Raw genomic sequence first — 10,853 nt, 5'->3', positions numbered from 1 at the left:
TCTTGATATCTCCGGACCCAATTCATTAACTGTGTTCTACTTTTCAGCTTATATTTCTTAGCTATAGCTGTTTGGCTACCTTCACCATTTAAATAACTTTTTACAACTTGTATCTTTAATTCATCTGAATAAGTTTGAAATTTATCCCCTTTTTTAACCATAATAAAATCCCCTCCAAGTAAAAGTGTAACATCCATGTTTATTCATGGTCTTTTTACACTGTCTACCTTAAGGGGATAATATCAAAATCGATAGTCTTTAATCATCGCTACGCTGCATCCCTGTATAAACTAATACTAGACGAAGCAATTCAAATACCGCTACTGCCGCCGCTGCAACATATGTTAAAGCTGCTGCATTTAATACTTTACGTGCTTGCCCATATTCGTCTGTTGATACAATTCCAAGTGCTTCAATTTGCTGCATTGCGCGTTTTGAAGCATCAAACTCAACCGGTAATGTAACGAGCTGGAAAACTACACCTGCTGCCATTAAAATAATCCCTAGTAACAATAGCTTTGTCATCGATGCAAATATACCAATCATAATGAACACCCATGACATGTTCGATCCGAAGCTTGCAACTGGAACTAAAGAATGACGAAAACGCATAAACTTATAATCTTTCGCATCTTGAATCGCATGCCCTACTTCATGAGCTGCTACAGCTGTTCCAGCAACTGAATGACCATAATAGTTATCAGTTGACAAGCGAACCGTTTTGACTGTTGGGTCATAGTGGTCTGACAAATGCCCTGGTGTTTCTTCTACAGCTACGTTATACAAACCATTTTCATCTAAAATTTTTCGAGCTACTTCCGCTCCTGTCATACCCGATGTTGAATACACCTGTGAATATTTGCTATAAGCACTGCGTACTTTTGACTGTGCATACAACGGTATGATCATAATGATCGCGAAATAAACTAAATAAAAAGCCATTATGAACCTCCATTGAAGTCGTAATTATAGTACTATCCATTCTATTTTCTTCTTTATATATTGTCAATAAAGAAACCTTACAATCCTTGTCTATATTAGTGATCTTATCGATTTTTAGAATGTATCCCACTGGTACGCTTCGCTTTCTCTCCCTTATATTTTCTCCAACCGACGTAGGTTAATGTAAAGAAAATAAGTCCACCTGTAATTGTCATAAACCATATGAGAGAAGAGTCCACTTCATCTTTCTTTGCTGTTTGAAATATTTTTTGTAAATCTCCTTTTATAATCCCTACTTGCATTTGTCCACTTTTATTTTTTAACATCACATTACGGAATTCATCCAAATACGATAAATGCGCATTTACACGCTGTGATTGATTTTCCGGCAATGCAATCATTAAACTTGGATAAATCACATCAAATTCATGCAAAAATGTATTTAATGATTGTTGGAATCGTTCATCATCTTCTGTTTGAAGTGCCTTTTCAACTTTAGCAAAAGCCCCCATAACACGTCCTTCTCGTTCTATCCAAAGCGGTTGATACTTAGATACTTCCGCATCTACCACCAATTGTAGTGCCAATACATCATCTATTTTTATTTGCTGATCTAAACTTTCTTCCCCAAGCGATCGCTGTGCCCTGTCATACGCTAAAGAGATTACCCGAAAATGCATGGGTGTTAGTTTATTTTCCTTTTCATTCTCCCGCAATACAAATTGTTCTGAAAAATGTTGCAATACTTGCGTTGCTTTCTTATATTCTTCTTGTTTTACAAGTTGCAAGGAATCATCTAATAGCCCCGTTAACTCATTCCATTTTTCAGCGTATATACGTACTGGAAACAATATAATCAGAAATGCTATCATTCCAATTAAGACTCTCTTCATTCCGGTCCCCCCTATAACTACTAGTACAAAATATGTTAAGGTGGACAAGAATAGAACAGAACGAAACTGAAAAATATTTTATGAATAAAGATTTTCCATTGAAGACTTCCGCTTTTTTAATAAATATCTATACATACAATAACAAAAAGCACTCCCACATAAAATCAATATTAAAATTACACATGCTGCATGCATAAAAAACTGTTCTGGTAGCATTAAAATAATAGGATCTGTTTCACTATCAAATTGCCAATAATCATTGCTAAAAAGAAGTTTATGGAATAGTACAAAACTCTTTTCAAAATTAATTGCAATAGGCAAAGTAAGCGCAATCGGAAATATAATGGTCAAAATTGCGCCATGTAATAAAAACTTCATCTTTCGTTTACGCAATAAATACCCCCCGCCCAATAAAGCAATACTGAGCGCCATACACATCCCGTATTGAATCTTCACTAAAATATTTTTCACATCAACAAAATGAATTCTTCCACTTGTTGACATATCTAGTGTAGGCAATTGTAATGATTCATGATAAAAAGGAGAAAGGTATGTCATCAGTACATCATAGTTCTTCTTAATTTCTGATTCTGTCATATTTGCTAAATCTGGTATATTTAAAAAATGTATATCTGCATAATATAACCATTTCCCATATACAACAATTGTAGTTGCAATAGCAAAAATAGAAAATGCTATACAGTATGAGACAATAGTAGTTATCAAACGATCGAATATTCTTACACCTATCTTATTTTTATTCATTTTCTTTCTCCAATTCCTCATTTAATTTCATAACGAAAACTGTTTTCGATTTTTTCTCAAACAATAATAGTATGTAATAGCTAATACAACAATACTTAACCAAAATGTAAAGTAACCAATCTGTTCTACAAACAAATGCATAATACCATATCTCGGCATTTGCCAAAACAAATAGTCGATTACATCATTATGTAACGTCCATATACCTGCTACAATAAAATGCCACTTTTTTATACGGTAAAACGGGGCATATAATAAACCTTGTATAGCCATTGCAAAATGAGAAAGCACCAACATATAACTCATAAACTCAAGATTGCCCTTAACCATAAACATAATGCCATTTACAACAACAGCCCAAATACCATATTTCATTAAGGAAACGATTGCTAAAGCTTCTATTAGTCCCCAATTTTTATTACACAAAAAGGCCAGTAATACAAAAACAAAGAAGAAACTTGCAATAGGACTATCAGGAACAAATGGCCAAAATATCAATGAAGTTTCCATCAGTTGATCTCCATACCAAATAAAACCATATATTGTCCCTAAAATGTTAATGATGAACAAAAGTAGTAAAACCGAACGCTGTCTTAATAACGCATACACGTAGACCAATATGTATATACAACACCTTTCAAACAAAGTAACTTTTTTATTCTCTAAAACGCTATGCTTTTATTATAGCAAACTTTGTGTTACAAACAGAAAAGCTGACTACAAATTCGTAGTCAGCCTTCAATTATTTTTTATTATATTTCGTAATAAATTCTGAGAGCTTCTTCAACTCTTCATCTGTGCCCTTAAATACTCCTTTAGGCATCGCACCTTTTCCATCTTTCGCAATCTTTGCAATTTCTTCTGGTTTTAACGTTAAATTCTGCAGCGCTGGCGCCGCTGCACCACCTTGCAAGTTATCACCATGACATGTTAAACATGTATTTTTTTGCATCAATTTATAACCTTCATCATTTTTATCTACTGGTGTCGTTTTCACAATTGCACCTTGTTTTTTTGCAGCTTCCCAGTCATGATGTGCCACAGACTCCCATGTTAAAAAGATGATAGAAGCAATTGCTAAAAGCATGAATCCAGTTGCAACTGGCCGTTTCAATGGACGTCTTTCAGGACCTCGATCGAGAAATGGCGCCAATAGTAATGCTCCAAATGCAATCCCTGGCATAATAAACGCGCCGATTACAGTAAATGAGCCTGATGCATATGAGTACTTTAAAAGCTGATACAGAAATAAGAAATACCAGTCTGGAAGTGGTATATATCCTGCATCTGTAGGATCCGCCATTCTCTCAAGTGGCGACGGGTGCGCCACCGTTAAACATAAATAACCGATTAAAAAAACCGCACCAACCATCCATTCTTTCAACAAGAAGTTCGGCCAAAACGCTTCTGTTTTCCCTGGATATTCAGAATAATCTTTCGGGATATTCGGTTTACGTGCTACAGGTACTCGTGAATCTCCCACAAACTTCATCCCTTTGCCGCGATGCATAATCTCCCTCCTTCAATTCAGTTTTTCTCCTATTCTTTCAAATTAGCAATCTCTTACTTATAGCGGACCAGAAATACCTTGTTTGCGAATCATGATGAAGTGGAAGGCCATTAAGCCTAGAAGTGCTGCTGGTAAGAAGAAGACGTGAATAGCAAAGAAGCGAGTTAATGTTTGAGCCCCGACAATTTCGGAGTGACCAGCAAGTAATGTTTTAATATAAGGGCCGATAAGCGGTGTTTGCTCCGCAATTTGAATCCCTACTTTTGTTGCAAATAACGCTTTCATATCCCATGGTAATAAATATCCGGTAAAACCAAGACCTAGCATAACAAAGAAAATAAGAACACCGACAATCCAATTTAATTCACGAGGTTTCTTATATGCACCTTGGAAGAAAACCCTAAGTGTATGTAAAAACATCATTACAATTACAAGGCTGGCACCCCAATGGTGCATGCCACGTACAATTTGTCCATACGCAACTTCATTTTGTAAATAATAAACCGATTCCCAAGCATTTTTAATATCCGGTACATAATACATTGTTAAAAACATTCCTGACAAAATTTGAATTACAGTAACAAAAAACGTAAGTCCTCCAAAGCAGTAGACGAATGCAGAAAAGTGATGTGCTGGATTTACATGTTCGGGTACTTCATGGTCGGCAATATCACGCCATATCGGTGTAATATCTAACCGTTCGTCCACCCAATCATAAATTTTATTTAACATCTATTTCGCACCCCCTCTTGGCTTTGCTTTTCCTAAATAAAGCGTTCCATCCTTCACTTTGGATTCATACACATCAAGTGGAGCAAGAGGCGGCGTTCCCTTTATGTTTATGCCATCTTTTGTGTAACGTCCCCCGTGACATGGGCAAAAAAATTGATTAGGATGCGACTTGTCTGAATTCCAGTTAACCGTACACCCTAAATGTTTACACACTGGAGAAAACGCTATAATGTCTCCGCTTTCATCTTTATGCACCCAAGCAGATTTTGGTTCTTCGGACTTGTACCATCCATCAACCTGCTTTACCTTAAAGTCAAAGCGTTTTGGTTCTGTTGTAATCTCTTTAACTTGCGCAACAGCAACCATCTCTCCCCCCGCTTCTTTCCTTAAAACTGGATCAAGTGCAAAGCGCGTCATTGGCATTAAAATTCCAGCTGCCATAAAACCTCCTACACCTGTAAGCGTGTAGTTTAAAAATTGTCTTCTTGACACACGATGTTCTTTCTCGCTCACGAAAATTTCCCCCCTCTATCAGAAATTGTCCCCTCGTGACAAAACAGTATAAAAAAATAAAAACTAGGACACTATCATGATATAATACCCACATGCGCAGGTCAATATCATACTACTCATAATCATAAGAACTATCTGCTTATTTTTTATTTTCCCACTTTTCTGTCAATAATTCCATTATATTTTTTACATGCGCATGAATTACTTCTCTTTTCGCTTGATCACTAAATTCCTCTAGCGATAAAGCAGGTAACCAAAACAAATGACCTGGTAACGTATCTACACCCTCTTTCCATGCAAAGTCACTTGTAACATAAGCAATATGTTTCAATCCTTGCTCCTGCAAATGACTTGTCCAATCTTGTAAACGCCCTTTCTCTTGCTTTTGCTGCTCCGTTAAGTACGTAAACGGCGGTAACAAAAGCACTCTTCCTTTATATTCTCTTTCTAACTCCATGCTTAAAGTTTCAATAAATTCCCCTTGCGCTACAACACTCTTCATTTCTTTTGCTACTGAAATAGAAAGAAGGGGTATAATACCAGTATCCACATACTCTCTAGCTTGTTCAAATTGCTCCGCATCTTTTACAGCCCATTTCATCATAATTCCCTCCTTTGCCCATTATCTCATTCTAAATGACAGAACTTTCACTTTATATCTATTAAACCATACTAAAACAGGTAAAAAAAGAAAAACTACCTATATTAGGTAGTTTTTCTTTAAATAGTTAGAAATTTGTCAAAATTAAAGAAAATTATCATTCCCTACAAACTTTTCAATTCCTCTGTTAACTTACAAAAAGCTTCCTTATCTTGATTGTCCAGCGCTTCATCAATTTGCTTTAAAAGTCGATCTCTTCGAAATGAAAATACACTCTCTTCTAAAAATCGTTCTGCAAGTAAACGATCTTTTTCATTTACTTCAATATGCTTTGGCAAGTACGGATTTTCTTCTAATACTGCTACATAATTTGCATTTTGGAACGATGATTTAAAATTAAGTTGAATATAAATATCCTCATCTCGATTTAAACGAATGTCATGAAATGATTTTTCTGCATCCGTCGTCATAACATTTTGTTTAAAGAAGTGAAACGGTGTATCTTTCACACAATTTGCTGACATCACTAAACCACGAGGGCAATATTTTGCATGTTCTACGAAGTGGACTTTGTGCATTAATTGATCATGACTCATTAAATAATTTAAAATCCATACACATTCACGCTGTTTCAGTTGATAATTGTTTAAAAACCATTTTACAAAATCCTTCTTCTCGTTTACAGAAACAGGGGTATTCATAGCGCTCAGTCCCTCCTCTGTCTTTCTCTTTTCTTATTTAGATTCAAGAAGCAGCATTCACTTTCCTTCCAACTTATGAAAAATCCTCTAAATTATATAGCAATTCTTCGATGTGAATTTGTGTTGGATCCAGTTGTAGTAAGCGTGTAAATACTTCTTTCGCTTCTTTTCGCAACCCTTCTTCTAATAGGAAATAACCGTACTCTTCCAAGAAATCCGGATGATTCTTAAAAGAAGTATATGCACTCTCATAGTGTTTTAATGCATCAGAATACATTTCTAATTGTTTTTTCGCAAATGCCAGATCCCAAAGTAATTGTGTATCTTGTTCTCCACTATCCATTGCATTTTCTACAACAACAATTAGTTCTTCATATTTCTCTTGTTCTTTTAAGATATATGCATATTTTAATATCGCACCTAAATGTCCTGGATCAATCTGTAATGCTTTTTGAAGCAATTCTTCTGCTTCTGCTAATTTCCCTATCTTCGCTGCAATATTTGCAAGTTCTACATAAAGAGGCACAGATAATTCATCAATTTTAATTCCTTCATGAAGTGTTTCATAGCTTTCTTGAAGCATTCCTTCTTTTTCATAACATTTAGCCAAATACATATATAAGGATGCATATTCTGGGTCTAGTTCTTTTAATTCTTTCCAAGCTCCAATCGACCTTTGATACTCTTCACCTTGATAAAGTGTAAATGCATACCCAAATAAAGAATGAATATCTTTTTGTTCTTCTAATCCTTCTTCATAGTACGTAATTGCTTCTTCCCAGTTTCCAATTGCACTTAGCGTTTCAGCTAAGCGAAGGGCAATTACAACGCCTCCCATTACTTTGTGATCAGAAAGTAATGACTGATAATAAGCAATCGCTTTTTGCTCCTCACCTTTACTGCTATAAAGTTCTGCTAGTCCAAAAGTAATAACAGGCTCTTCTGGCATCATTTCTTTTGCTTTTAATAGTTTTTGCTCTGCAACATCATCGAAGCCCTGCATTTGAAATAGATCCGCAACAAGTAGTAAAGATTGAACATACAGTTCATCGTCTTCAGAGATATCATGAAGCACTTCAATTGCCTCATCTTCTTTATCTAAATCAATATATAATTCTGCTAAAAATATTGTAAACTCACTTTCTTCTGGATATAACAAACGTAAATCTTCTGTAATCGCTAACGCTTCATCAATAAATCCAAGCGTATGATAGTAGCGAGCAATATCATACTTCTCTTCATCTGTCCCTTGTTTTACCAATTCTTTTAATTGTGTTAATCCTTTTTCCGCTTCCCCATTTTCAATATAAGAAACAGCCTGTTCAAACTTTTGCATAAATGTCTCCTTTAATTCTTATAATATTCTCTTCTGTTCATTAATCATAAACAACTGTTGCCATGTAAGCAACTCAAAGGAGCAGAAAAGAATCTTCCCAAACTGAAAAGATCCTTTTGCTTCACAGAGATTCTAACTGCTCAAAAAAATTCGGATAGGATACAGCAACTGCATCACCATTTTCAATTTGCATTTCTCCTTCTGCTATACAAGACGCAATTGCAAGCATCATGCCAATGCGATGGTCCCCATGACTATTAACAATATTCCCTTGTAACTTCTGATTCCCATTAATAATCATACCATCTGGTGTCGCTTCAATTTCCGCTCCCAGTTTTCGAAGCTCATCAACAACCGTATTGATGCGATTCGTTTCTTTTACTTTTAACTCCTCTGCATCTTTAATAATTGTTGTTCCTGTCGCCTGTGTCGCCAGTAAAGCAATAATAGGAATTTCATCAATTAACCTTGGAATAAGTGAACCGCCAATTTCAATTCCTTTCAGTTCAGAAGTTTCAATTGTAATATCTCCACATGGTTCAAACTCTTCATTTCGAACATTACGAATTGAAATAAGCACTCCCATTTCTGATAACACATCCAGAATCCCTGTTCTTGTTGGATTTAAACCAACATTTTTCAATACAAGTTTACTATTTGGTACAATTGCACCCGCTACTAAGAAAAAGGCAGCTGAAGAGACATCACCTGGAACCTCTATTTCCGTTCCTACAAGCGATTGTCCCCCTTGTAAAGAAACAGTTCGCCCTTCTGCATTCACTTCACAACCAAATGCACGCAGCATTCTTTCCGTATGATCACGAGATTGTAACGGTTCTGTTACTGATGTCACCCCTTCTCCTTGCAATCCTGCAAGTAAAATAGCTGATTTTACCTGCGCACTTGCTACAGGAGAATGATAGTGTATACCTTTTATGTTTCCTCCACGAATCGACAACGGCGTATATTGTCCATCTTCCCGACCTTCAATTTGTGCATCCATTTCACGAAGAGGGGCTGTAACACGTTTCATAGGACGTTTTCCAATAGATTCATCCCCAATTATAGTACAATGGAAAGGAGCATTCGCTAAAATACCAAGCATGAGACGAATAGTGGTTCCTGAGTTCCCTACATCTAGCACCTCTTTCGGTTCCTGTAATCCAGCTAATCCTTTTCCATGTACAATGACATCGTTACCATCTTGCTCAATCATTATTCCTAATTTCCGAAAGCAAGCAATCGTACTTAAACAGTCTTCTCCTAATAAAAAATTTGAAATTTTTGTTGTTCCCTCTGCTATCGCTCCAAACATCACAGCGCGGTGTGAAATAGATTTATCTCCAGGCACAGCAATCGTTCCATTCAAACCATTTTTCCGCCTTATGAGTCTCTTCATTTTTATCACCCCTATTAAAAATAATATATACTTTTGTACACCTATATCATCTCTATATATCCATTTTGATTTTCCAACATATAAGTCGCGGCTATAAAAACAAAAGAAGATCCCCACTCATTTTCTCTCTTTGTTTTCACTTGGCATGGGACTGACTGAAAAAAGCTCTGACCGCTTCTATGCACGACCGGATCCTCTCTCCCTCCTAAAAAGAAATGTTTTATGGCAGTTTTCCAATTTGTATGTATATATCTTTATTGTACTGCTTTCCTTCTTCATCGTGCAAATATGTATAGCCTAAAGAAAACGACTCCTATAATGGGAGCCGCGCCTTTTCTTAAGAATATGTTTCTTCTTTCTTTTTTTGCTCTTTCACAAGTTCCGTCAGCAATTCAATAATCTCATCATTCTCTTCTTTTAAACCAACAGTAATACGGATACCACCTGGCAAGCCAAACGCAGCACCTGAACGAACAATATACCCTTTTCTCATTAATCTTTCAAATGCTTCATTACCGGGAATCCCAAGCTTTAAGAATATGAAATTTGTTTGTGATGGATAGTAAAAAACGTCGTACTCCTTACAGAACGTATAATATTGATTTAATCCTTCAGCATTTTGCTTCACGCACTCTTGTAAAAATTCTTGATCTTCTATCGCTACCAAACCAACAGCTTGTGCAACAGCTGATGTATTAAATGGTAATCTTGCTACTTCTAATTGCTGTATGAGTTTTTCATTCCCTACAGCATAACCAATACGAAAAGCAGCTAAGCCATATGCTTTTGAAAATGTACGTAACACCATGAGATTTTCATACTCTTCAAGAAGTGGCAATGTTTGTGGATACTCTTTCGCTCCTGCATATTCATAGTATGCTTCATCCATAATTACGAGTGTTGACTTCGGAACCGCCTCTAAAAATGAAAGTAATTTTTTCTGTTCTACATATGTTCCTGTTGGATTGTTCGGATTACAAATCCATACGATTTGCGTTTGTTCATCAATTTGCTTTAGCATCGTGTCCAAGTCATGAATACCGTCCTTAAGTGGCACTTCACGAACCTCTGCCCCTTCAATTACAGCATGGTGATAGTATTGTGAAAATGTTGGATTTGCCATCACAACATTTGTACCTTTTTCTAATAAAGCGCGACTAACCATTTGAATTACTTCATCCAGACCGCTACCAAATAAAAGTTGCTCTGGTTTCACATGAAGGTGTGCGGCTACTTTTTCACGAAGTTCAAAAGCTGCTCCATCTGGATATAAAGCATATTGTGTGCTTAATGAAGCTAAAGCTTCCGTTACACGTTTTGAACAGCCGAACGGGTTTTCATTAGATGCTAATTTTACAATTTTAGATAATCCATATTCTCTTTTTACTTCTTCAATGTTTTTGCCAGGTACATATGCTTTCAAAGTTAACAATTGCTCTTTTACTCTCATTTTGATTCCCC

At 36.1% G+C, this 10,853-nt stretch carries 13 protein-coding genes; all 13 read right to left on the bottom strand.

What is annotated here, in order from left to right; translation table 11 throughout:
• A partial coding sequence (locus JDS96_RS07255) for a helix-turn-helix domain-containing protein (protein WP_199666460.1) occupies nt 1–161 on the bottom strand: 161 nt, incomplete at its 3' end.
• A 97-nt stretch (nt 162–258) separates the two neighbouring features.
• A complete protein-coding gene (locus tag JDS96_RS07250) occupies nt 259–942 on the bottom strand; it encodes a zinc metallopeptidase (protein ID WP_199666459.1) in 684 nt (227 codons plus the stop codon).
• 104 nt (nt 943–1,046) lie between these two features.
• Entirely contained in the window at nt 1,047–1,835 is a 789-nt protein-coding gene (ypjB, locus tag JDS96_RS07245; protein ID WP_088094036.1) for a sporulation protein YpjB, read from the bottom strand.
• A gap of 78 nt (nt 1,836–1,913) precedes the next feature.
• Complete coding sequence (lit, locus tag JDS96_RS07240) at nt 1,914–2,600, bottom strand: lipoprotein intramolecular transacylase Lit (RefSeq protein ID WP_018764282.1); 687 nt, start codon at nt 2,598–2,600, stop codon at nt 1,914–1,916.
• A gap of 27 nt (nt 2,601–2,627) precedes the next feature.
• The gene (lhaT, locus tag JDS96_RS07235) at nt 2,628–3,218 is read right to left on the bottom strand and encodes a lipoprotein heptaprenylglyceryl N-acetyltransferase LhaT (protein WP_026008437.1); all 591 of its coding nucleotides are present in this window, start codon (nt 3,216–3,218) and stop codon (nt 2,628–2,630) included.
• A 124-nt stretch (nt 3,219–3,342) separates the two neighbouring features.
• On the bottom strand, nt 3,343–4,110 hold the full coding sequence (gene qcrC, locus JDS96_RS07230) for a menaquinol-cytochrome c reductase cytochrome b/c subunit (RefSeq protein ID WP_003206500.1): 768 nt from the start codon (nt 4,108–4,110) through the stop codon (nt 3,343–3,345).
• 57 nt (nt 4,111–4,167) lie between these two features.
• Nucleotides 4,168–4,842 carry a menaquinol-cytochrome c reductase cytochrome b subunit gene (gene qcrB, locus JDS96_RS07225; RefSeq protein WP_000932700.1) on the bottom strand — a complete coding sequence of 225 codons (675 nt, stop codon included), beginning with the start codon at nt 4,840–4,842 and terminating at the stop codon, nt 4,168–4,170.
• Nucleotides 4,843–5,355: a menaquinol-cytochrome c reductase iron-sulfur subunit gene (qcrA, locus tag JDS96_RS07220; protein WP_199666458.1), complete on the bottom strand. Its 513-nt coding sequence runs from the start codon at nt 5,353–5,355 to the stop codon at nt 4,843–4,845.
• 139 nt (nt 5,356–5,494) lie between these two features.
• Complete coding sequence (locus JDS96_RS07215; RefSeq protein ID WP_018764280.1) at nt 5,495–5,956, bottom strand: YpiF family protein; 462 nt, start codon at nt 5,954–5,956, stop codon at nt 5,495–5,497.
• A gap of 164 nt (nt 5,957–6,120) precedes the next feature.
• Nucleotides 6,121–6,657 (bottom strand): ReoY family proteolytic degradation factor, encoded by a 537-nt coding sequence (locus tag JDS96_RS07210; protein WP_003206504.1) that lies wholly within the window; start codon nt 6,655–6,657, stop codon nt 6,121–6,123.
• 73 nt (nt 6,658–6,730) lie between these two features.
• On the bottom strand, nt 6,731–7,993 hold the full coding sequence (locus tag JDS96_RS07205; protein WP_040119336.1) for a tetratricopeptide repeat protein: 1,263 nt from the start codon (nt 7,991–7,993) through the stop codon (nt 6,731–6,733).
• Nucleotides 7,994–8,114: 121 nt separating this feature from the next.
• Nucleotides 8,115–9,392: a 3-phosphoshikimate 1-carboxyvinyltransferase gene (gene aroA, locus JDS96_RS07200; protein WP_199666457.1), complete on the bottom strand. Its 1,278-nt coding sequence runs from the start codon at nt 9,390–9,392 to the stop codon at nt 8,115–8,117.
• Between the two features lie 337 nt (nt 9,393–9,729).
• A complete protein-coding gene (gene hisC / locus JDS96_RS07195) occupies nt 9,730–10,842 on the bottom strand; it encodes a histidinol-phosphate transaminase (RefSeq protein ID WP_199666456.1) in 1,113 nt (370 codons plus the stop codon).
• Nucleotides 10,843–10,853: the final 11 nt, after the last annotated feature.

The organism is Bacillus cereus group sp. N21 (genome assembly GCF_016483395.1).
GTDB classification, from domain to species: Bacteria; Bacillota; Bacilli; order Bacillales; family Bacillaceae_G; genus Bacillus_A; species Bacillus_A pseudomycoides.
The sequence above is the reverse complement of the archived record's forward strand: the minus strand, read 5'-3'. Positions and strand labels throughout refer to the sequence as shown.